We start from the raw sequence: 19871 nt of genomic DNA, 5'->3' as shown, positions 1-19871 counted from the left end.
TGATCCTATCGCTGGCAAGCCAGCTCCTACACGAGCCCGTTTCTCACACGGAGATCATCGCTGTTTTAGTGCTGCAGGATTTTCTCGAGGAAGTGCTGCGCGCGCTCGGAGCGGGCGCTGATGTCGCCGAAGAACTCTTCCTTTGGGCAATCCTCGATGATCTTGCCGGCGTCCATGAAGATCACACGGTCGGCCACTTTACGGGCGAAGCCCATTTCGTGGGTCACGCACATCATGGTCATGCCTTCGTGGGCCAGTTGCACCATCACGTCGAGCACTTCGTTGACCATCTCCGGGTCCAGCGCCGAGGTCGGTTCGTCGAACAGCATGACGATCGGGTCCATGGCCAGGGCGCGGGCGATGGCCACACGTTGTTGCTGGCCACCGGACAGCTGGCCCGGGTGCTTGTGGGCATGGGCCGACAGGCCGACGCGCTCGAGCAGTTGCAGGCCTTTCTTGGTGGCCTCTTCCTTGCTGCGACCCAGTACCTTGATCTGCGCGATGGTCAGGTTTTCGGTGATGGTCAGGTGCGGGAACAGCTCGAAGTGCTGGAACACCATGCCCACGCGGGAGCGCAGCTTCGGCAAGTCTGTCTTCGGGTCGGCGATGGAGGTGCCGTCGACCACGATGTCGCCCTTCTGGAACGGTTCCAGCGCGTTGACGCACTTGATCAGGGTGGATTTACCCGAGCCCGACGGCCCGCACACCACGATCACTTCGCCTTTTTTAACCTCGGTGCTGCAATCGGTCAGCACCTGGAAGTCGCCATACCACTTGTTGATGTTCTTGATAGAGATCATACGGCAAACCTTTTTTGCAGACGCTTGACCAGCAGCGAGGCGGAAAAGCTGATGATGAAGTAGACGACACCGGCGAAGATCAGGAACTCGTTGGAGCGGCCGATGATGTCGCCGTTGGAGCGGGCGGAGTTGAGGAAGTCCACCAGGCCCACGGTGTAGACCAGCGAGGTGTCCTGGAACAGGATGATCGACTGTTGCAGCAGCAACGGGGTCATCTTGCGGAACGCCTGGGGCAGGATGATCAGGCGCATGGTCTGGCCATAGGTCATGCCCATGGCCTGTGCCGCCGCCATCTGGCCTTTAGGGATCGACTGCACGCCGGCCCGCACGATTTCACAGAAGTACGCGGCTTCGAACATCATGAAGGCCACGACGCAGGAGGTGAACGCGCCGATCGGGGTGTCTTCGCCGGTGATCCAGCGCAGCACGAACGGCACCGCCAGGTAGAACCAGGTGATCACCAGCAGCAGCGGGATCGAGCGGAAGTAGTTCACGTAGGCGCCGGCCACGCGGGACAGCAGTTTGCTGGACGACAGGCGCATCAGCGCCAGGACCGTACCAAGGGCAATACCGCCGACCACGCCCATGACCATCAACTGCAAGGTCATGACCATGCCGTTCCACAGGCCCGGGATGGCGGGGATGATGCCGCTGAAATCGAAGTCCATTATTTACCCCCCACGGAGATCAGGCCGGGCACGGCGACTTTCTTCTCGACCAGGCGCATGAGCAGCATCAGGCTCATGTTCAGGGTGAAGTAGATCAGCGTGGCCAGGGTGAAGGCTTCAAACAGGTTGGCCGAGAACTCGGCGGTCTGCTTGGTCTGCGCCAGCAATTCCATCAGGCCGATCAAGGACGCCACGGAGGAGTTCTTGAAGACGTTGAGAAATTCCGAGGTGAGCGGCGGAATGATGATCCGGTAGGCCTGGGGCAGCAGCACGTTCCAGTAGATCTGCGGCAGCTTGAAGCCCATGGCCCGAGCAGCGGATTCCTGGCCCCGTGGCAGCGCCTGGATACCGGTGCGCACTTGCTCACACACGCGAGCGGCGGTGAACAGGCCCAGGCACACGACAACACTCAGGTAGGCCGAGGTGGTCGGGTTCAGGTCTTGTTTGTACCAGTCCTGCAGGTTCTGCGGCAGCATGTCCGGTACCAGGAAGTACCAGATGAACAGCTGAACCAGCAGCGGCACGTTACGAAACAGTTCCACGTAGCAGGTCGCGATGCCCGATACGATGCGGTTTGGCACGGTGCGCATGACGCCCAGAATGGACCCCAGCAGCAAGGCGATAATCCATGCCACGACAGCGATGGCGATGGTCCAGCCCAGGCCGGCGATGTACCAGTCGAGATAAGTCTCGCTGCCAACGCCGGTGGACTTGAAGAACACGCCCCAGTCCCAGTTGTAATTCATTAGGGTCTCCCCTCGAGATCGATCGATGTACAAGCACCCGCTTGGGGAAGATCCTTTCCCGCCTGGCGGTGAACGCCAGGCACACGCGATCGGCTCGAAAACCGCCAGGTCGAGTGTTCCACATTAAAGCCAGCAGGTAGTAACAGACGCCTGAGGGAGGGTTGGCTCCCTCAGGAGATAAGCTTAGTCAGGTATCAGATTTTTACGTCAGGCGCTGGCTTGTCGCTTGGGTTGGCGATCAGCTCCTTCACCTTGTCGCTCATCGGGAAGTTCAGGTTCAGGCCTTTTGGTGGGATCGGGCTCTCGAACCATTTGCTGTAGATCTTGTTAATCTCGCCGGATTTGTAGAGGGCGACGATGGCGTCATCGACAGCCTTCTTGAAGGCTGGGTCGTCTTTACGCACCATGCACGCGTAGGCTTCGAAGGATTGCGGAGTACCGGTGATGACCCAGTCGTCCGGCTTCTTGGCCTTGGCTTCTTCACCGGCCAGCAGGGCGTCGTCCATCATGAAGGCAACGGCACGGCCGCTTTCCAGCATTTGGAAGGATTCGCCGTGGTCTTTGGCGGAGATGACGTTCATGCCCATTTGCTTGTCGGCGTTCATCGCCTTGATGATGCGCTCGGACGTGGTGCCCGCGGTGGTCACGACGTTCTTGCCTTTCAGGTCGGCAAAGTCAGCGTAGGACGGTTTGCCATCCTTGTCTTTCTTGACCAGCAGACGGGTGCCGATTTCGAAGATGTTGACGGTGAAATCAACTTGCTGGGCGCGTTCGGCGTTGTTGGTGGTGGAACCGCACTCAACGTCCGCAGTGCCGTTCTGGATCAACGGGATACGGGTCTGCGAGGTCACCAGGTTGTATTTGACCTTGAGGTCGGGCTTGTTCAGGTCTTTTTTCAGTTGTTCAACGATGGCCAACTGAATGTCGTGGGAGTAGCCCACAGGTTTGCCCGAACCGTCCGCGATGTAGGAAAACGGAATGGAGCTGTCGCGGTGCGCGAGGGTGATGGTGCCGGAGTCGTTGATTTTCTTCAGTGTGCCGGTGAGTTCGGCGGCGAAAACTGGAGTGCTGATCAGAGCAGCAGCGATAGCTGCGCCCAGGATATGGGGAACGATGCGCATCAATACTTCCTCGACATTTGTTTTTTTTATGAAGCCGGCTAAACGGCTCTCTTTGTACAGCGAATGCCCATGACGGCTCCTGAGGCGTCTCAGGCAATCGTCAGGGAGTGTAGAGCATGAGTCGTGCCATACCGGAAACAAACCGTTAACTATCTGATTTATATATAGATTAACTTTGTGTGACGGGGGATTTTTAAGCGAGGGATCCGGCAAACCGAATAGGGGAGAGGGTGGCGTTCGGAAAACCGAATGGCGCTGATGGTGTTTTAGGCGACGCTTTTATGTAGGAGCTGGCTTGCCTGCGATTCAGGCACCTCGGTTTGTCAGAGTGACCGAGGTAATGCCATCGCTGGCAAGCCAGCTCCTACAGGGCGGGTTAGAAGGTGTAGTCGGCGGAAACGATGGCTGCGCGGCCATCGCCTGGCACAGCCCAGCCGTTGTTGCGGATGCGGGTCAGGTAGTCCTTGTCGAACAGGTTGTTGACGTTCAACTGCAGGTTCAACTGTTTGTTGACCTTATAGCCGAGCATCGCGCGCTGCACCGCATAGCCGGGCGCCGTCGGTGCCCCGGCGGCGCTGACCAGGTATTGCTTGGACTGCGCGGTGATGCCGTAGCCCACCTGGAAGTCGTAGGGCAGGTCGTACACCGTCCACAGGCTGGCTGCGTGTTTTGGCGTGAAGGGCAGGGGTTCACCTTTCTGCGCGTCGAAGCCGGTGTTGGCCAGGGTAAAGTCGCTGGCGCTGCGCAGGACGCGGGTGTCGAGGTAGGTGTAGTTGGCGAAGACCTTCCACCGGTCGGTGATCGCGCCACTCAGGCCCAGTGCCACGCCGTCCGCCCGTGCCTTGCCGTCGAGGGACTGCGTACCGCTCAGGTTGGTAGGGTCGGGGTCGGCAACCTTGTAGTTGGTGCGGTCGTTGCGGAAGATCGCGCCGGTAACCGAGAGGGCATTGTCGAGGAAGTCCCATTTGGTGCCGATTTCATAGCTGACGGCGGTTTCCGGGGCGACGTTGCAGTTGTTGGTGGCGATGCTGGAGCTTTTGGCCGGGGTGAAGCAGCCACCGTTCACGCTCGCTTGGGATGGCGTCTTGCTGTTGCCGTAGGCGACATAGAAGCTGCCGTTTTCCACTGGCTTGTAGACCAGGGCCAGGCGATAGGAGGTCAGGTCGTCGGCTTGGCCGTAGCGCTGGCCCGGGGTTTCCACGCCGCTGGTGGAGTAGGCGTTGGTCACCGAACTGCCGGCGTTGTGCTCGTAGCGCAGACCGCCGTTGATTTCCCACTGCGGGTTCAGCTTGAGCGTGTCGAAGGCGTAGGCCGCTCGGTTGTTCAGCGCGCCGTCGACGTGGGCCGCGCGGGTGAAGTTGACCGGGCCAGCCCAGTAGGAGTCCGGGTCGCTGAAGCTGACCGGCGGCGGGACGATCGCGGTGCCGTTGCTGTTGGTCAGCCATTTGCCGGTATCCGCCTCGTATTCCTCACGGCTGATGGCGATGCCGGTCACTAGCGTGTGGTCGATGAAGCCGGTGCTGAAGCGGCTGGTCACGTCAGTCTGGTTGGTGAACATCTTGTTCTGGGTGTTGCGCTCGTTACCCAGCGAACCGCCGCTTGGCTGGAAGAAGCCCGTGTTCAGACCGGCTGCGCACGGGGCGCCGGTGATCTGGGTGCCGCTGGCCAGGCAGCCGGCCTGCGCGCCTTCGGGGCCGGAAGCGCGCAAGTCTTGGCGCACGCGCTCGACGCGGGTGAAGTTGCGCACGGACACGGCGTCGTTGAAGTCGTGTTCGAGCTTCAGGCTGAACGCGTCCGAGGTGATCTGCTGGTCATTGATGTTGTGGTAGCCGTAGAAGTCGCTCCAACCCACGCCCGGCATGGGTTTGCCGTTGTAGATGGGGATGCCGTATTGCGGGGTGTTGTCGTCTTTCTGGTGTTCGTAACTGACGGTGACGCGCGTCGGTGTGCCCAGGCCGAACGCAATGGAAGGCGCAATGCCCCAGCGTTCGTAATCTTCATAATCGCGCCCCGGCACGTCGTTACCATGGGCCATGAGGTTGAGCCGGAACGCGGTGGTGTCGTTGAGCATCTGGTTGGTATCAAGCGTGGTGCGCTTGTAGTTGTCGGTGCCGATGCCGGCACTGATGGTGGTTTTGTCACGCAACTCCGGGGTCTTGCTCACCAGGTTGATGGTGCCGCCGACCGCGCCCGAGCCTGAATACACCGAGCTTGCGCCGCTGACCACCTCTACCTGTTCCAGATTGAACGGGTCGGTGCGGCTGTATTGCGCACTGTCACGCACGCCGTCCACGTAGATATCACCGCTGGCGGAAAAGCCGCGCAGGTTAATGCTGTCGCCATAGCCGCTGCCGCCTTCGCCGGCGCCGAAGGTGATGCCTGGCACGGTGCTGAGCACATCGCGCAGGGTCAGCAGGTTCTGGTCATGAATGACTTCCTTGGGGACGACCGTAATGGTCTGCGGGGTATCGCGCAGTGCCTCGGTGTACTTGGGGGATGAAGGAGCCACAGGGTTGTAGGCGCTCTGGCTCGGGGCTTGGCCCTCGATGCTGGTTGCACCCAGTTGAATCACGCCTGTGTTGTCATCCGTTGCGGTCTCCGCCGCGTAACTGAATCCTCCTTGCGCAGCCACTGCCAAACCCACAGCCGACGCGAGCAAATGCCGCGATGAGAGGGGGGCAGAACTGATCCCGGTAGCCATTGAATAGTCTCTTGTTGGTAGAAGTGAGATGCGATCGTAATTGATAACGGATCTCAAATGTAATACTTTGTAACGAAATGATTCATGAAATTTCAGTCAGTTTTATCAGCCGATGAGAAGCGCCAATGCAGAGTGGGCAGCCAGAAATTGCGGACAACCCGCGTGCGTATGTGCGCTGGGTCATGCATGCCGCGCAGCTGGGGGATGTGGATGCACAGGCGACCCTGGCCCAGTTGTTGCTCGATGGCCGTGGCGTGCAGAAAGACGCGTCGTTGGCGCTGAGCTGGTTTCGAATCGCTGCCCGCCAGCGTCACCCGATGGCGATTAATATGGTCGGACGTTGCCTGGAGAACGGCTGGGGTTGCGTGATCGACCTGGCTGATGCGGCGCAGCATTACCGGCAGGCTGCCGACTTGGGGCTGGATTGGGGGCTCTACAACTACGGCCAATTGCTGAGCCGTGGTCGTGGCGTGGGGCAAGACCTGGTGGCCGCGTACGAACAGTTCCGTCTGGCCGCCGCCAAGGGGCACGCCAAGTCGATGAATCTGCTGGGGCGTTTCCACCATGAAGGTGTTGTGGTGCCCCAGGACGTTCCACTGGCGCGGCAGTGGTATTTGCGCGCCGCCGAGGCCGGGGATTTTCGCGGCCAATACAACCATGCTGCGGAACTGGCCCAGGCGGGCGATGAACAGCAGGCGTGCATGTGGCTAGAGCGCGCCTTGAAGACAGCGACGCCGGGATTTCTGGAAGCGGCATACCCTGTTTTGCTCGCGTCGGCCTCTAGCGCCATCCGTGAGATGGGGCTGCGCTACCAGCAGCAATCAGATCCCCAATAAAAAGCCCCCGGACCTTTCGGCACGGGGGCTTTGTTTGGCAGCGGTGATCAGGCTGCCTGGATCTTGCCGCGATTCTGCTCAACCTGGGACAGATAACGCTGCACGTTTTCTTGCTCGTCCGGCGTGGTGAACAGACCGAGCTTGGTGCGGCGCCACAGCACATCCTGAGCCTGGGTGGCCCATTCTTCGGCGCACAGGTAGTCGACTTCGCGGGTGTACAGGCCGCCACCCAGGTGCTCACCCAGATCGGCTAACGATTGAACACCTTCCAGCAGGCGCCAGGTGCGGCTGCCGTAGGTGATGGACCAGCGGCGCGCGATCTCGCTCGGCACCCAATCGAACTTGCTGCGAATGGCGTCGGCCAATGCCTCTGGCGTGCTCATGTTTTCACCGCCTGGCAGGCTGGCCTTGGCGGTCCAGCTCGGACGCATCTGCGTGAAGTACGGGGCCAGTTGCGCCATCGCCGACTCGGCGAGTTTGCGGTAGGTGGTCAGCTTGCCACCGAACACCGACAGGATCGGTGCTTCACCCGTTCCGCCAGACAGCGCCAGGGTGTAATCGCGGGTAATGGCCGACGGGTTATCCGATTCGTCGTTGCACAGCGGGCGCACGCCGGAGTAGGTGTGCACGATGTCGTCACGGCTCAGCTGTTTCTTGAAGTGCGCGTTGACCACTTTGAGCATGTAGTCAGTTTCACCTTCGGTAATCGCGACTTTTGCAGGGTCGCCGGTGTATTCGCGGTCGGTGGTGCCGATGATGGTCAGGTGGTTGAGGTACGGAATGGTGAAGACGATGCGCTGGTCTTCGTTCTGCAGGATGTGCGCGTGGGCGCCTTCGTACAGCTTCGGCACGATCAAGTGGCTGCCCTGGATCAGGCGGATGCCGTAAGGCGAGTCCAGCTTCAAGTCGTCCTTGATGAACTTGGCGACCCATGGGCCTGCCGCGTTCACCAGCGCCCGGGCGCGGATCGAGAACAGGCTGCCATCGGCGCGTTCCATGTTCATTTCCCACAGGCCTTTGCTGCGGTGAGCGCTTACGCAGCGGGTCTGGGTGTGGATATGTGCGCCTTTTTCACGGGCGGCCATGGCGTTCAACACGACGAGGCGCGCGTCATCGACCCAGCAATCGGAGTATTCGAAGCCTTTGGTGATTTCGCTTTTGAGCGGGCTGTCTGCGCCAAACTTGAGGCTTTTGGAACCGGCGAGTTTTTCGCGCTTGCCGAGGTGGTCGTACAGGAACAGACCGGCGCGGATCATCCACGCCGGGCGCAGGTGCGGGCGGTGTGGCAACACGAAACGCATCTGCTTGACGATGTGCGGCGCCTTGGCCAGCAGCACTTCACGTTCGGCCAGGGCTTCGCGCACCAGGCGGAATTCGTAATGTTCGAGGTAGCGCAGGCCGCCGTGGATCAGCTTGCTGCTGGCCGAAGAGGTGTGGCTGGCCAAGTCGTCCTTTTCGCAAAGGAATACCGACAACCCGCGACCGGCTGCGTCTGCTGCAATGCCGACGCCATTGATCCCGCCACCGATAACGGCAACGTCATAGACTTCGGCAAGCGGTGGAGCAGGCAAGGTGGAAGGGGTCATCGGCTGGCCTCGCGATCTTTTTCGTCTTGGAATTCGAACATTAATGTTCATTTGCGAAAATGGTAGCTGATAAACGCGCGCGCAGCCACCTGCCTTCGATTGAAAAAACTCATCGAAAGACCAAGAAAGGAAAATTTGTGAACAAAAGGTCAGGGCAATGGGGGACAGGCAGATCGCCATCGCGGGCAAGCCCGGCTCCCACAGGTGATCGCATTCCAATGTGGGAGCGGGCTTGCCCGCGAAGGCGGCAGAACAGGCGCTACACGACTTCCAGACGAACCTTATGCTGGTTCAAAAGCTGCACCAACGCCGGCACCGGCTGCTGATCGGTCACGAGGCAATCCACCAGACTGATCGGCCCCAGGCGAATCATGGCATTGCGCCCGAACTTGCTGGAGTCCGCCGCCAGGATCACCTGGCGCGCATTGGCGATGATCGCTTGGGAGACGCGCACTTCCTGATAATCGAAGTCCAGCAGGCTGCCGTCCTCATCGATGCCGCTGATGCCCACCAGCGCAAAGTCGACCTTGAACTGGTTGATGAAATCCACACTGGCCTGACCCACCACGCCGCCGTCACGGCGCACGTTACCGCCGGTCAGCAGCACGTCGAAGTCGTCCTTGGCACTGAGCATGGTGGCGACGTTGAGGTTGTTGGTGATGATTTTCAGGTGGCTGTGGTTGAGCAGCGCACGGGCGATGGATTCGGTGGTGGTGCCGATATTGATGAACAGCGAGGCGTGATCAGGGATCTGGGCGGCGATGGCTTCGCCAATGCGTTGTTTCTCGTCGCGCATCTGGTCGGCACGCATGGCGTACGCGGTGTTCTCGACGCTGGAGTCATAAGCCGCGCCGCCGTGGTAGCGGCGCAGCAGATTGGCGTCCGCCAGCTGGTTGATATCGCGGCGGATGGTTTGCGGGGTGACAACGAACAGCTGCGCCATTTCCTCGATGCTGACGTAGCCGCGCTCGCGGACCAACTCGAGGATTTGTTGTTGGCGGGGAGGCAGATTCATGGGGCGTCCTTTGGGCTGCCATACAAAAGTGGCCCATGATGACGCAGGAATCCGCTCCCTGCCAGTTACAACCCTACATGGGTCCGGCGCTTGGCTTATTCAGCGCCTTCGTGGGGCTCCCAGTCACGGGTGCGGCTGACCGCTTTCTGCCAGCCGGCGTACAGCTTTTCTTTTTCCTTTTCTTCAAGCTGCGGTTCGAATTCGCGCTCGATCACGGCCTTGCCGCGCAGTTCTTCCAGGCTGCCCCAGAAGCCGCACGCCAGGCCCGCCAGATAAGCCGCGCCGAGTGCCGTGGTCTCACGCATTTGCGGGCGCTCGACCTGGGTACCGAGGATGTCGGCCTGGAACTGCATCAGGAAGTTGTTGGCCACTGCACCGCCGTCCACGCGCAGGGCTTTGAGGCGCTCGCCGGAGTCCTGTTGCATGGCGTCGAGCACGTCGCGGGTCTGGTAGGCAATCGACTCCAGGGCCGCACGAATAATGTGATCCACGCGTACGCCACGGGTCAGGCCGAACAGCGCGCCACGGGCATACGGGTCCCAGTAGGGCGCGCCCAGGCCGGTAAAGGCAGGTACCAGGTACACGCCGTTGCTGTCTTTGACCTTGCCGGCGAAGTATTCGGTGTCGTGGGCGTCGTTGATGATTTTCAGCTCATCACGCAGCCACTGCACGGTGGAGCCGCCGTTGAACACGGCACCTTCCAGGGCGTAGGCCACTTCGCCACGCGGGCCGCAGGCGATGGTGGTGAGCATGCCGTGCTTGGATTTCACCGCCTTGTCGCCGGTGTTCATCAGCAGGAAGCAACCGGTGCCGTAGGTGTTCTTGGCCTGGCCGGCTTCGACACACATCTGGCCGAACAGGGCGGCTTGTTGGTCGCCGGCGATACCGCCGATGGCGATGCCGCTCTTAGTGCGGCCGTAAATTTCGGAGGACGACTTTACTTCCGGCAGCATCTCGCGCGGAATGTCGAGGATCTCCAGCATCTTCGCATCCCACTCCAGGGTGTGAATGTTGAAGAGCATGGTGCGCGAGGCGTTGGTGTAGTCGGTGACGTGGGTCTTGCCGCCGGTAAATTTCCAGATCAGCCAGCTGTCGACGGTACCGAACAGCAGTTCGCCGGCGCGTGCGCGCTCGCGGCTGCCTTCGACGTTGTCGAGGATCCACTTGAGCTTGGTGCCGGAGAAGTACGGGTCGGTGACCAGGCCCGTGGTGTCGCTGATGTACTGCTCGTGGCCGTCGCGCTTGAGCTGCTGGCAGATCTCGGTGCTGCGACGGCACTGCCAGACGATGGCGTTGTAGATCGGGCGGCCGGTGACCTTGTCCCACACCACAGTGGTTTCACGCTGGTTGGTGATACCGATGGCGGCGACCTGGTCATGGTGCAGGCCAGCCTGGGCCAGGGCCTCGACCATCACGGCGCTCTGGGTGGCGAAGATTTCCATCGGGTCATGTTCAACCCAACCGGCTTGCGGGTAGTGCTGGGCGAATTCACGCTGGGCGGTGCACACCACGTTGGCGTCGCGATCAAAGATGATCGCTCGCGAGCTGGTGGTGCCTTGGTCAAGGGCGATGATGTAGTTCTTATTCTGAAGATCGGTCATGTCGAATGCCTTGGAAAATAAGAAAATCGGTAATCAGCCTGGGCCACAAAAAGGGCAGGTGCGTCCAGGCTGGCGCTATCAGGAAATACGGGTCTTGCCGTTGACAGCCGTGTCAGGTGTTTCTTCAGCTATAGCAGGTGCGGCGCTCGGCAGATGACGGGCGATCAGCCCGCGATAGGCCGCAGCACCGAGGCATGCGCCAACAATTGGCGCGAAAATCGGAACCAGGAAGTAAGGAATATCTCGGCCGCCAGTGAAAGCCATTTCACCCCAGCCTGCGAAAAAGGTCATCAGCTTCGGCCCGAAATCCCGTGCAGGGTTCATCGCGAAGCCGGTCAGCGGGCCCATGGCACTGCCAATCACGGCGATCAGCAAGCCAATCAGCAGGGGCGCCAATGGACCACGCGGCAGGCCGTTGTTGTCGTCGGTCAGGGCCATGATCACACCCATCAGGATCGCGGTAATCACCACTTCCACCAGGAAGGCCTGGGCCGTGCTCAGCAGTGGGTGAGGGTAGGTGGAGAAGACCGAGGCCAGTTCCAGGCTCGCTTGTGTGCCACGAACCATATGGTGGGTTTGTTCGTAATCGAAAAAAAGATTGCTGTACAGGGTGTAGACCAACGCGGCGGAGCAGAAGGCGCCGGCGACTTGGGCAAGGATATAGAAGGGCAGTTTGCGCTTTTCGAAGTCGGCGAAAATACACAGGGCAATACTGACGGCAGGGTTGAGGTGCGCCCCGGAAATACCGGCGCTCAGGTAGATCGCCATGCTGACGCCCACCCCCCAGATGATGCTGATTTCCCACAACCCGAAGCTGGCACCGGCAACCTTGAGCGCAGCGACACATCCTGTACCGAAGAAGATCAGAAGCGCAGTCCCCAGGAACTCGGCCATGCATTGGCTCGAAAGTGAAGGCTGTTGAAGAGCAGTCGTCATGGAAAACCTCAGTTGTTGTTCTTGTCTGGCGCACAACCTCAACGGGTTGTTGCGCGATTTTCACCGTGGCAAGGATCCCCATCCCGGTCGCGGCTTGCTGCTCGAGTGCTGTAGATCTATTCCTACAGTATTCGGAAACGAAAAAATATAGACAAGAATGACGGCTGTCAAAGGTCGAAAGTGAACTGTCAGTCACTTTCAAACTATTGGTCTGGTGAATGATCACGCTTGTCACATTACGCGTGCACCTTAAGAGTGGGCGGACTAGAGTCTTTTAGGTGGGCTTGGCCTAGAATTGGCCATCTGTTTGCCACGCCCGGAGACGTCATGACCCCCGCATTGGACCTGTTGAAAAAAGTTCGCGCCGAACATCGTATCCACAGTTACGAGCACGATCCCAAAGCTGCGTCATATGGCCTGGAGGCCGCGGAAAAATTGGGGTTGGACCCGGCGCAGGTGTTCAAGACCCTGCTGGCCAGCAGTGAAAAAGGTGAATTGTTGGTTGCCGTGGTGCCGGTCGTCGGAAGCCTGGACTTGAAAGCGTTGGCCCATGCGGCGGGTGTGAAAAAAGTCGAGATGGCCGACCCGGCAGCAGCGCAGCGTTCTACGGGTTATTTGCTGGGCGGTATCAGCCCGTTGGGGCAGAAGAAGCGCTTGCGTACTTTTATCGATGAGACGGCGCAACCGTTTGCGACGATTTTTGTGAGCGCGGGGAGAAGGGGGTTGGAAGTTGAATTGCCAGCGGCGGTGCTGGCCGAGCACACCCAGGCCAAGTTCGCCCCGATTGGCCGGCCCTGAACCAATTTTGACTGGAATCTAACTGTAGGAGCCGGCTTGCCGGCGATAGCATCCCCTCGGTGTCACTGGAAGACCGAAGTGCCGGCATCGCTGGCGAGCCAGCGCCTGCATTTTGTGATCCGGTGCGGTCAGTGGGCCGGGCTGTAACGCCGTACGCCTGATTCGGACTGCGGAATCTGCGCCGCCGTGCTGCCCGAAGCCTGGAACAACACCAGGTGTTCGGCGGCAACACGAATCCCTACATCCGCCCCAACCTGATGGTCGGCATGGCTCGGGAAGATCGATTCCAATTGCGCGCCCGTCGGCAATTGCAAGCGATACAGGGTTGACGCACCGAGGAACGTCTTGCCGACGATCCGTGCTTTCAACGCACTGTCCGGCGCGTAGACGATGTCATCCGGGCGTAGCAGCACATCCACCGCGCCACCGGTAGGCCAGGTGTAGGCACGATTACCGCGCAGGTCACCCAATTCGGTAATCACAGACTCCGGCGAACTCAATTGGCCACGGATGAAGTAACCCTGGCCGATAAAGCTGGCGACGTAGGGCGTCTGTGGTTCGTGATAGAGGTTGTAGGGTGTGTCCCACTGCTCCAGGCGGCCCTCTTTGAACACGCCCACTTTATCGCTCACGGCAAACGCTTCTTCTTGGTCATGGGTCACCAGGATCGCACTGGTGCCCCGGGCCTTGAGGATGTCGCGCACCTCGTGGCTGAGCTTGCGGCGCAGTTCGCCATCAAGGTTGGAGAACGGTTCGTCCAGCAGCAACAGTGCCGGTTCCGGCGCCAGTGCGCGGGCGAGGGCAACACGCTGTTGCTGACCGCCGGAAAGCTCATGGGGAAAACGCTTGCCCAGGTTCTTCAGGTTCACCAGTTCCAGCAACTCGGCCACCACGCGCTCTTTTTGCGGGTGCTTGCGAATGCCAAAGGCGATGTTGTCCGCCACGCTTAAGTGGGGAAACAACGCGTAATCCTGGAACACCATGCCGATACGACGTTTCTCGGGTGCCAGGGTGAACCCGGCGCTGGAGATCACTTCGCCCGTCAGGCTGATTTCGCCTTCGTGCACCGGTTCAAACCCGGCAATCGCGCGCAGGGTGGTGGTCTTGCCGCAACCCGAAGAGCCCAGCAGGCAACCGATGTCGCCAGCATTGAGGTGCAGGTTGAGGTTCTGCACCACCCGTTGATCTTGATAGCCGCATGCCAGATTGCGCAGGTTCAGCAGTAAAGGCTGGCTCATGCGTGGTGGTACGACGGCGGCACGAGGAATTCCAGAAGGGCCTTCTGTGCATGCAAACGGTTTTCGGCCTGGTCCCAGGCGACCGAGCGTGGGTCGTCCAGCAGGTCGAGGCTGATTTCTTCGCCCCGGTGCGCGGGCAGGCAATGCATGAACAGCACGTCCGGCGCGGCCAGGTCGAGCAGGGCGCGGGTCACCTGGTAGGGGGCGAACAGCGCCAGGCGCTTGGCGGTTTCGTCTTCCTGGCCCATGGAGGTCCAGACGTCGGTGCTTACCAGATGAGCGCCGGTCACGGCGTCACGTGGGTCGCGCACGAGGGTGATGCGGTCACCGGCCTGCGCCAGGAAGCGCGCGTCGGGCTCGTAACCTTCCGGGCAGGCGACGCGCAGTTTGAAGTCGAACTGGATCGCCGCTTCTATATAGCTGTTGCACATGTTGTTGCCGTCGCCGATCCAGGCCACGGTCTTGCCCTGGATCGAGCCACGGTGTTCAAGGAAGGTTTGCATGTCGGCCAGCAACTGGCACGGGTGCAGGTCATCGGACAGGCCGTTGATCACCGGTACGCGGGAGTGGGCGGCAAATTCGGTGACGGTGCTGTGGGCGAAGGTACGGATCATCACCGCATCGAGCATGCTCGACAGCACGATGGCGCTGTCGGCCACCGGTTCGCCACGGCCCAGTTGGGTATCGCGCGAGGACAGGAAGATGGCTTGGCCACCCAACTGGATCATGCCGGCTTCGAACGACACGCGGGTGCGGGTCGAGGACTTCTCGAAAATCATGCCGAGCACACGGTTTTTCAAAGGCTCGAACAGTACGCCGCGGTTACGCAGGTCTTTAAGCTCAATGCCTCGACGGATCACGCTGACCAGCTCTTCGGGCGTGCAATCCATCAGGGAGAGAAAGTGCCTTGCGCTCATCATTAACTACCTTTTTGCAACAGACCGCAGATACTCAAAGCCTTGTTTATTGTGACAACGGGCGAGACCTGCGGCGAAAGCCGCACGGGGCGACGAAATAGGGGAAGGCGCGATCTTATAATTAAATGTCGCGTCTTACCAATAGGGCTACGGTTTTTAAGGGTGTTCAAGAAGGGCGCCAGAGCGCTTTTGAAGACGATTTCCAGACAGCAGCGGGCCATTTGTACACTGGCGCCGAGACCTTTTGCAATGTGTGGGGGCGGGCCCAGGCCAGGCTGTGTCGGTTTCAGGGGCTGTACGCAGGGTTCTGAAACATTTGCTCACGCTTGCCCATGGTTTGGCCTGATGGGCTTGGATTCACGGGGCGAACGATACTGGTGCCCGCTCCTGTCGCGGCCCATAGTGCAATCAAAGCCCTGATAAAGAGACTGGCCATGACCAAGACTCTCCACCACCGTGCCTGCCATCTGTGCGAAGCCATTTGCGGCCTGACCCTGGAAACCACCGAGGCCGACGACGGCAGCCTGGCGATCACCTCGATCAAGGGCGACGCGCTGGACACTTTCAGCCGTGGTCACATCTGCCCCAAGGCCGTGGCGCTGCAGGATATCCAGAACGACCCGGATCGCTTGCACCAGCCCATGCTGCGCGAAGGTAGCGAGTGGCGGCCGATCCCGTGGGATGAAGCCTTCTCGCTGGTCGCCGAACGGCTGGCGGGCATCCAGGCGCAGCATGGGCAAAACGCCGTGGCGGTGTACCAGGGCAACCCCAGCGTGCATAACTACGGCCTGATGACCCACAGCAACTATTTCCTGGGCCAGCTCAAGACGCGCAACCGCTTTTCCGCGACGTCCGTGGATCAACTGCCCCACCACCTCACCAGTTACCTTATGTATGGGCACGGTTTGCTGCTGCCGATCCCGGATATCGATCACACCGACTTCATGCTGATCCTGGGCGGCAACCCATTGGCCTCCAACGGCAGCATCATGACTGTGCCCGACGTGGAGAAGCGCCTGAAGGCTATCCAGGCCAGGGGCGGTAAAGTGGTGGTGGTTGACCCGCGACGCAGCGAAACGGCGGCGATTGCTGATCAGCATCTGTTCGTTCGCCCGGGTGGTGATGCAGCGCTGTTGTTCGGGGTGCTCAATACGCTGTTTGCCGAAAACCTGACCCGTGCCACGCATTTGCCGGTTACGGGGCTGGATGAGGTGCGCCAGGCGATCGCCGGGTTTACTGCCGAGGCCATGAGCGGCCAGTGCGCGGTGCCGGCCGAGCAGATCCGCCAGTTGGCACGCGACTTTGCAGGTGCGGATAAGGCCGTGTGTTACGGGCGCATGGGGGTATCGACTCAGGCGTTCGGCACGTTGTGTCACTGGCTGGTGCAGTTGATCAACCTGGTGACCGGAAACCTGGATCGGGTGGGCGGCGCCTTGTGTACTACGCCAGCGGTGGACTTGGTGGCGTCTACCGGTGGTGGGCATTTCAATCGTTGGCAGAGCCGGGTTTCCGGGCGCCCTGAGTACGGCGGTGAATTGCCCGTGTCGGCCTTGGCCGAGGAAATGCTTACCGGAGGCGAAGGGCAAATCCGTGCGTTGGTGACGGTGGCCGGTAACCCGGTGTTGTCGACGCCCAATGGCCGCCAGTTGGAACAAGCCCTGGAAAGCTTGGAGTTTATGGTCAGCGTCGACCTGTATATCAACGAAACCACGCGATATGCCGACCTGATCCTGCCGTCCACGTCAGCGTTGGAAAATGATCACTACGACACCACCTTCAATATGTTCGCGGTGCGTAATGTCACCCGTTTCAATCGGGCGATCCTGCCCAAGCCCGTAGGCGCGCTGCATGACTGGGAAATCTTTGTCGGCCTGGCCCAGGCGTTCGCGGCGCGCACCGGCGCAACGCTCAAGCCGACCATGGCGCCGGCCCAGATGATCGACTTCGGCCTGCGTGCCGGGGTTTATGGCGATGCCTCCGAGCACAAACTGTCGGTGGCGATGTTGGCCGATCACCCGCATGGCGTGGATTTGGGGCCACTTCGGGCCAATCTCGTTGCGCGGTTGAAAACCGCCGATGGCCACATCCAGGCTGCACCGGCGGTGATCCTTGCGGATCTGGTGCGGTTTGCAGCGCAGCCCGTGCCCCAGGTGGGCGAACTGCTACTGATCGGCCGTCGACACGTGCGCAGCAATAACTCGTGGATGCATAACTATCACCGGCTGGTGAAGGGCAAGCCGCGCCATCAATTGCTGATGCACCCCGATGACCTGTCGAGTCGGCAACTGGTTGATGGGCAGCGTGTGCGCGTGAGTTCGCGTATCGGCATGATCGAGGTGGAAGTGGTGGCCAGCCAGGACATGATGCCCGGCGTGGTCAGCCTGCCCCATGGGTGGGGCCACGGCCGGCCAGGGGTGCAGATGACGATTGCCAGCGGGCAGCCCGGGGCGAGCGCGAATGACTTGACCGACGAGCGGCAACTGGACGAATTGTCCGGAAATGCCGCGCTGAACGGGGTTCCCGTGCAGGTGGCGGCCGCATAAGGAGCCTGAGCACCACGCTGGGATTTTGCGTTACAATGCGCCACCGTGCCGACCTGTGAGTCGCAAAGTTCCAGCCGAGGTGTTCCATGGATATCATCGAAACGATCAAAGAGCAGATTGCCAACAACACCATTCTGCTTTACATGAAGGGCGCGCCAAACGCTCCTCAGTGCGGTTTCTCCGCGAAGGCTTCCCAGGCCATCATGGCGTGTGGCGAGAAATTCGCTTACGTGGATATCCTGCAAAACCCTGAAATTCGCGCCAACCTGCCGAAATACGCCAACTGGCCAACGTTCCCACAACTGTGGGTCGCCGGTGAGCTGGTCGGCGGTAGCGATATCATCGTTGAGATGGCGGCCGATGGCTCGCTGCAAGCGCTGATCAAAGAAGCCGCGGCCAACGCGCTGCCAAGACCGACGCGTAATCTGTAGGAGCCGGCTTGCCGGCGATAGGGCCTTGAGCCAAGCGGTGACTCTGAAACCGCCATCGCCGGCAAGCCGGGCTCCTACATAATCTGCGGTCAATAAAAAGCCCCGCTTCTCATAAGAGAGCGGGGCTTTTTTATACCGGTGCGTTTGGGCTTACTCGCCCATCTGCGACTGCAGGTAGTTTTCCAGGTTGACCTTGTCGATCAGGCCCAGTTGGGTTTCCAACCAGTCGATGTGTTCTTCCTGGTCTTCCAGGATATCTTCCAGCAGTTCGCGGCTGCCGAAATCACCCTTGGTTTCGCAATGAGCAATAGCGGCTTTCAGGTCGCTGTGGCTCTTGTGCTCGAACTTCAAGTCGCTGCTGATCATTTCCTGGGTGTGCTCGCCGATGTTCAGCTTGCCCAGGTCCTGCACGTTCGGCAGGCCTTCGAGGAACAGGATACGCTTGATCAGCGCGTCGGCGTCCTTCATGGCCTTGATGGATTCTTTGTATTCACGCTTGCCCAGCTTTTCCAGGCCCCAATCGTCATACATGCGCGCATGCAGAAAGTACTGATTGATCGCGACCAGTTCATTGGCAAGGATTTTGTTGAGTTGCTGGATGACTGAGATGTCGCCTTTCATGACTGGGGTCCTGCCCTGTAATAGCTGTGTATAAGGCGGAGTTTGAGCGGCGAAATCCTGAGTGTCAAACCTAAGTTATTGAATAATAAATGAAAATTAATCGGAATAAGAATGTTTGTGTTCCGCGTCTTGACGCTAACTAATTGAATTACGGGCATAAAAAAACCGGACACTAAGTCCGGTTCTTTAAAACACGCTCAATTAAGCATGTGTAAATTCTGCTGAAAAGGGAATCGCGGCCTGGGCTGTTTGCAGCTGCGTCAGGGTTTCCCGTACCACTTGCTTGGCAAGGCAAGCACATTTGCCGCACTGGCTGGCAACGCCGGTGGTTTCACGCACTTCCTTGTAGCTGCAGCAACCTTCATAGATTGCTTCGCGGATTTGTCCGTCGGTGACGCCAGTACACAGGCACACATACATAAGGGAGAACCGTCGCGGGTTTAAGGCTTAAGTGCGATGGATCTTAATGTTAACGAGAATGATTGTCAAAGTAGAATCGTAGGGTATTCACCGACGTTGCCCGTGCGCTGACGAACGGTTTTTTCAGTGTATGATGGTCGGTCTTCACGAAGCGTGACTGCGTCACAGGGCTGTCGCTTACACACGGCAGACTTGGAGGCGGTCCTTTTACTTCAATCGTCACCCTCACATCAGGAGATACCCAATGAGCGTACTCGTCGGCAAACAAGCCCCGGATTTCGACGTACCCGCCGTTCTCGGCAATGGCGAAATCGTAGACAGCTTCAAACTGTCTGAAGCCATCAAAGGCAAATACGGCCTGGTGTTCTTCTACCCGCTGGACTTCACTTTCGTCTGCCCTTCGGAGCTGATCGCTCTGGACCACCGCATGGACGATTTCAAGGCGCGCAACGTTGAAGTGGTCGCCGTTTCCATCGACTCCCATTTCACCCACAACGCCTGGCGCAACACCGCCATCAACGATGGCGGCATCGGCAAAGTCAAATACACCATGGCTGCCGACATGAAGCACGACATCGCCAAGGCCTACGACGTTGAATCCGAAGGCGGCGTGGCTTTCCGTGGCGCATTCCTGATCGACGACAAAGGCGTGGTTCGCTCCCAGATCATCAACGACCTGCCACTGGGCCGTAACATGGAAGAGCTGATCCGTCTGGTTGACGCCCTGCAATTCCACGAAGAGCACGGCGAAGTTTGCCCAGCCAACTGGAAAAAAGGCGACAAAGGCATGAACGCTTCGCCAGAAGGCGTTGCGGCTTACCTGACCGAGAACGCTGGCAAGCTGTAAGCCACGTTAGCGGTACAAAAAAACCGGCCTGAGAAGGCCGGTTTTT

At 59.7% G+C, this 19871-nt stretch carries 18 protein-coding genes; 5 read left to right on the top strand and 13 right to left on the bottom strand.

Features of this window, described 5'->3' with window-relative positions; all coding sequences use genetic code 11:
- Positions 1 to 65: 65 nt before the first annotated feature.
- The 5 genes from AC07SU_RS17550 to AC07SU_RS17530 form a co-directional block, all read right to left on the bottom strand.
- A complete protein-coding gene (locus AC07SU_RS17550; RefSeq protein WP_176994870.1) occupies positions 66 to 800 on the bottom strand; it encodes an amino acid ABC transporter ATP-binding protein in 735 nt (244 codons plus the stop codon).
- The gene (locus AC07SU_RS17545) at positions 797 to 1468 is read right to left on the bottom strand and encodes an amino acid ABC transporter permease (protein ID WP_010212763.1); all 672 of its coding nucleotides are present in this window, start codon (positions 1466 to 1468) and stop codon (positions 797 to 799) included. Before AC07SU_RS17545 ends, AC07SU_RS17550 begins: the two co-directional genes overlap by 4 nt.
- Positions 1468 to 2214 (bottom strand): amino acid ABC transporter permease, encoded by a 747-nt coding sequence (locus AC07SU_RS17540; protein WP_010212762.1) that lies wholly within the window; start codon positions 2212 to 2214, stop codon positions 1468 to 1470. The genes AC07SU_RS17545 and AC07SU_RS17540 overlap by 1 nt, the downstream gene beginning before the upstream one ends.
- Positions 2215 to 2408: 194 nt before the next feature.
- Positions 2409 to 3335, bottom strand: coding sequence for a glutamate/aspartate ABC transporter substrate-binding protein (locus tag AC07SU_RS17535; protein ID WP_176994869.1), 927 nt, complete (start codon positions 3333 to 3335; stop codon positions 2409 to 2411).
- A gap of 376 nt (positions 3336 to 3711) precedes the next feature.
- A complete protein-coding gene (locus AC07SU_RS17530; RefSeq protein ID WP_494997731.1) occupies positions 3712 to 5967 on the bottom strand; it encodes a TonB-dependent receptor in 2256 nt (751 codons plus the stop codon).
- Between the two features lie 194 nt (positions 5968 to 6161).
- On the opposite strand from AC07SU_RS17530, the gene AC07SU_RS17525 reads away from it, so the two are divergent.
- Positions 6162 to 6872: a tetratricopeptide repeat protein gene (locus AC07SU_RS17525; protein ID WP_494997730.1), complete on the top strand. Its 711-nt coding sequence runs from the start codon at positions 6162 to 6164 to the stop codon at positions 6870 to 6872.
- A gap of 47 nt (positions 6873 to 6919) precedes the next feature.
- Here AC07SU_RS17525 and glpD read toward each other — a convergent pair whose 3' ends face one another.
- The 4 genes from glpD to AC07SU_RS17505 all read right to left on the bottom strand — a co-directional run bounded on the left by glpD (position 6920) and on the right by AC07SU_RS17505 (position 12010).
- On the bottom strand, positions 6920 to 8458 hold the full coding sequence (glpD, locus tag AC07SU_RS17520) for a glycerol-3-phosphate dehydrogenase (RefSeq protein WP_494997729.1): 1539 nt from the start codon (positions 8456 to 8458) through the stop codon (positions 6920 to 6922).
- A gap of 259 nt (positions 8459 to 8717) precedes the next feature.
- Positions 8718 to 9473, bottom strand: a complete 756-nt coding sequence (locus AC07SU_RS17515; RefSeq protein WP_176994865.1) for a DeoR/GlpR family transcriptional regulator — start codon at positions 9471 to 9473, stop codon at positions 8718 to 8720.
- A 95-nt stretch (positions 9474 to 9568) separates the two neighbouring features.
- Positions 9569 to 11074, bottom strand: coding sequence for a glycerol kinase GlpK (gene glpK, locus AC07SU_RS17510; RefSeq protein ID WP_176994864.1), 1506 nt, complete (start codon positions 11072 to 11074; stop codon positions 9569 to 9571).
- Between the two features lie 78 nt (positions 11075 to 11152).
- Complete coding sequence (locus tag AC07SU_RS17505; protein ID WP_178922054.1) at positions 11153 to 12010, bottom strand: MIP/aquaporin family protein; 858 nt, start codon at positions 12008 to 12010, stop codon at positions 11153 to 11155.
- 327 nt (positions 12011 to 12337) lie between these two features.
- Here AC07SU_RS17505 and ybaK point away from each other — a divergent pair, with 327 nt between their 5' ends.
- Positions 12338 to 12808, top strand: a complete 471-nt coding sequence (gene ybaK, locus AC07SU_RS17500; RefSeq protein ID WP_176994862.1) for a Cys-tRNA(Pro) deacylase — start codon at positions 12338 to 12340, stop codon at positions 12806 to 12808.
- Between the two features lie 128 nt (positions 12809 to 12936).
- Here the strand turns inward: ybaK and AC07SU_RS17495 are convergent, their stop codons facing one another.
- A complete protein-coding gene (locus tag AC07SU_RS17495; RefSeq protein WP_176994861.1) occupies positions 12937 to 14046 on the bottom strand; it encodes an ABC transporter ATP-binding protein in 1110 nt (369 codons plus the stop codon).
- The gene (gene argF / locus AC07SU_RS17490; protein WP_494997728.1) at positions 14043 to 14963 is read right to left on the bottom strand and encodes an ornithine carbamoyltransferase; all 921 of its coding nucleotides are present in this window, start codon (positions 14961 to 14963) and stop codon (positions 14043 to 14045) included. Before argF ends, AC07SU_RS17495 begins: the two co-directional genes overlap by 4 nt.
- A 434-nt stretch (positions 14964 to 15397) precedes the next feature.
- Here argF and AC07SU_RS17485 point away from each other — a divergent pair, with 434 nt between their 5' ends.
- Together AC07SU_RS17485 and grxD are read left to right on the top strand one after the other, a co-directional pair.
- Complete coding sequence (locus AC07SU_RS17485) at positions 15398 to 17506, top strand: molybdopterin oxidoreductase family protein (RefSeq protein WP_494997727.1); 2109 nt, start codon at positions 15398 to 15400, stop codon at positions 17504 to 17506.
- Between the two features lie 86 nt (positions 17507 to 17592).
- Complete coding sequence (grxD, locus tag AC07SU_RS17480; protein WP_494997726.1) at positions 17593 to 17937, top strand: Grx4 family monothiol glutaredoxin; 345 nt, start codon at positions 17593 to 17595, stop codon at positions 17935 to 17937.
- 150 nt (positions 17938 to 18087) lie between these two features.
- On the opposite strand, the gene bfr is transcribed toward grxD, so the two are convergent.
- Together bfr and AC07SU_RS17470 are read right to left on the bottom strand one after the other, a co-directional pair.
- Positions 18088 to 18558: a bacterioferritin gene (gene bfr / locus AC07SU_RS17475; protein WP_494997725.1), complete on the bottom strand. Its 471-nt coding sequence runs from the start codon at positions 18556 to 18558 to the stop codon at positions 18088 to 18090.
- Positions 18559 to 18759: 201 nt separating this feature from the next.
- On the bottom strand, positions 18760 to 18978 hold the full coding sequence (locus AC07SU_RS17470; RefSeq protein ID WP_176994858.1) for a bacterioferritin-associated ferredoxin: 219 nt from the start codon (positions 18976 to 18978) through the stop codon (positions 18760 to 18762).
- A 244-nt stretch (positions 18979 to 19222) separates the two neighbouring features.
- On the opposite strand from AC07SU_RS17470, the gene AC07SU_RS17465 reads away from it, so the two are divergent.
- The gene (locus AC07SU_RS17465; protein ID WP_003172097.1) at positions 19223 to 19825 is read left to right on the top strand and encodes a peroxiredoxin; all 603 of its coding nucleotides are present in this window, start codon (positions 19223 to 19225) and stop codon (positions 19823 to 19825) included.
- The last annotated feature ends 46 nt before the right edge of the window (positions 19826 to 19871 follow it).

The sequence above is a fragment of the Pseudomonas sp. GW821-FHT05H12 genome, from assembly GCF_059419385.1.
The sequence above is the reverse complement of the archived record's forward strand: the minus strand, read 5'-3'. Positions and strand labels throughout refer to the sequence as shown.

What these genes read in the sequence shown, in the direction of transcription:
- bfr (WP_494997725.1), bottom strand. Translation starts at nt 18,558, where the DNA reads ATGAAAGGCGACATCTCAGTCATCCAGCAACTCAACAAAATCCTTGCC.
- argF (WP_494997728.1), bottom strand. Translation starts at nt 14,963, where the DNA reads ATGAGCGCAAGGCACTTTCTCTCCCTGATGGATTGCACGCCCGAAGAG.
- ybaK (WP_176994862.1), top strand. Translation starts at nt 12,338, where the DNA reads ATGACCCCCGCATTGGACCTGTTGAAAAAAGTTCGCGCCGAACATCGT.
- glpD (WP_494997729.1), bottom strand. Translation starts at nt 8,458, where the DNA reads ATGACCCCTTCCACCTTGCCTGCTCCACCGCTTGCCGAAGTCTATGAC.
- AC07SU_RS17540 (WP_010212762.1), bottom strand. Translation starts at nt 2,214, where the DNA reads ATGAATTACAACTGGGACTGGGGCGTGTTCTTCAAGTCCACCGGCGTT.
- AC07SU_RS17495 (WP_176994861.1), bottom strand. Translation starts at nt 14,046, where the DNA reads ATGAGCCAGCCTTTACTGCTGAACCTGCGCAATCTGGCATGCGGCTAT.
- AC07SU_RS17545 (WP_010212763.1), bottom strand. Translation starts at nt 1,468, where the DNA reads ATGGACTTCGATTTCAGCGGCATCATCCCCGCCATCCCGGGCCTGTGG.
- glpK (WP_176994864.1), bottom strand. Translation starts at nt 11,074, where the DNA reads ATGACCGATCTTCAGAATAAGAACTACATCATCGCCCTTGACCAAGGC.
- grxD (WP_494997726.1), top strand. Translation starts at nt 17,593, where the DNA reads ATGGATATCATCGAAACGATCAAAGAGCAGATTGCCAACAACACCATT.
- AC07SU_RS17515 (WP_176994865.1), bottom strand. Translation starts at nt 9,473, where the DNA reads ATGAATCTGCCTCCCCGCCAACAACAAATCCTCGAGTTGGTCCGCGAG.
- AC07SU_RS17525 (WP_494997730.1), top strand. Translation starts at nt 6,162, where the DNA reads ATGCAGAGTGGGCAGCCAGAAATTGCGGACAACCCGCGTGCGTATGTG.
- AC07SU_RS17550 (WP_176994870.1), bottom strand. Translation starts at nt 800, where the DNA reads ATGATCTCTATCAAGAACATCAACAAGTGGTATGGCGACTTCCAGGTG.
- AC07SU_RS17535 (WP_176994869.1), bottom strand. Translation starts at nt 3,335, where the DNA reads ATGCGCATCGTTCCCCATATCCTGGGCGCAGCTATCGCTGCTGCTCTG.
- AC07SU_RS17505 (WP_178922054.1), bottom strand. Translation starts at nt 12,010, where the DNA reads ATGACGACTGCTCTTCAACAGCCTTCACTTTCGAGCCAATGCATGGCC.
- AC07SU_RS17470 (WP_176994858.1), bottom strand. Translation starts at nt 18,978, where the DNA reads ATGTATGTGTGCCTGTGTACTGGCGTCACCGACGGACAAATCCGCGAA.
- AC07SU_RS17465 (WP_003172097.1), top strand. Translation starts at nt 19,223, where the DNA reads ATGAGCGTACTCGTCGGCAAACAAGCCCCGGATTTCGACGTACCCGCC.
- AC07SU_RS17485 (WP_494997727.1), top strand. Translation starts at nt 15,398, where the DNA reads ATGACCAAGACTCTCCACCACCGTGCCTGCCATCTGTGCGAAGCCATT.